We start from the raw sequence: 1,122 nt of genomic DNA on the forward strand, positions 1-1,122 counted from the left end.
GGGCCTAAACCCCTTCAGGGAAGTCCGGTAAGGCGCAGGCCCGCGTCATCGAAGAAGGCGGCGAGGACATCGTGACGGTAGCCCAGGCGCACAAATGAAGCGCGTGCCTGGGCGCGCAGCTCGGCGACAGAGTCAGGCGTGGCGTTACGCAACTCAGCCTTTACCACGCTGTTGCAGCCTTCCTCGGGGTTGAGGTCTGGCGCATAGCCTGGCAGTCGTTCGAGACGGAAGTCCTCGGGGTGTCGGGCGACGAAAGCGAGCGTCTCGGCGCTGTGATGCTGATTGAGGCCATCCCACACAATAGTGAGTGGACGGCCCACCATCCTGCGGAAATAGCGTAGGACTGCGATGATGTCCTCGCTGGTGAAGCTTCCCTCCCGGTGACGTGAGTACAAGCGCGCCGGGCTACGCCCGTATGGGGCAACAAGGGCGACGATGCTGGAGACTTCGCGCCGCTTGTCACGACGGCGCAAGGTGGGTGGATGCCCAACGGGTGCCCAGGTAGAGGCTACGCGGGCCCGAAACGAACTACCCGTCTCGTCCACGAAGGCAATGGCCCGCCCGCTTCTTCGAGCCCCCTTTTGATGCGTGGCCAATCGCGCTTCAACCATGCCTCCACCAGCACCTCGTCACGCTCCTTGGCCTGCGTGCGGGGCTGCTGCGGACTCAATCCCAGCCGGTGGAGGCGCTCCGCCAGGTAGTTGGGGTGGTAGCGCACTCCAAACGTTCGATGAATGAGGCGAGCCACCCGCGTGAGCGTCCAGCGCTCAGTAGGAAAACCGCAGGTGCGTGCCCCTGCCCTCACCAGCCCCGCCACCTGCTCCCATTCCTTCGAACTCAACTTTGACGGCCGGCCCGTGCGTGGCCTCGCCTTCAGCCCGTGCGCACTGCCATCCGCTTCATGCAGACGCCGCGCCCAACGACTGACAGAGGCTTCGCTGACGCCCATGCGGCGTGCCACCTCCGCCTGCGACAGATGCCCCTGTCGCAGGAGTCGTCCGGCCGCAAGCCGCCGCTCCTCCAGTTGCTGGGTCGTCCAACGCCTCGGCTGCCACGCCATGGAAGCGCCCCCTCCATGGAGCAACCGCCGGTCCCTTACCCAACTTCCCTGAAGGGGGTTAG

2 protein-coding genes are annotated in these 1,122 nt (G+C 65.4%); both read right to left on the bottom strand.

Going from position 1 to position 1,122, the window contains the following annotated elements:
• Positions 1 to 14 precede the first annotated feature (14 nt).
• A complete protein-coding gene (locus tag AABA78_RS38800; RefSeq protein WP_338270577.1) occupies positions 15 to 611 on the bottom strand; it encodes a transposase in 597 nt (198 codons plus the stop codon).
• Entirely contained in the window at positions 509 to 1,060 is a 552-nt protein-coding gene (locus tag AABA78_RS38805) for a winged helix-turn-helix domain-containing protein (protein ID WP_338270578.1), read from the bottom strand. The genes AABA78_RS38800 and AABA78_RS38805 overlap by 103 nt, the downstream gene beginning before the upstream one ends.
• Positions 1,061 to 1,122: the final 62 nt, after the last annotated feature.

Source organism: Corallococcus caeni (assembly GCF_036245865.1).
Lineage (GTDB): Bacteria > Myxococcota > Myxococcia > Myxococcales > Myxococcaceae > Corallococcus > Corallococcus caeni.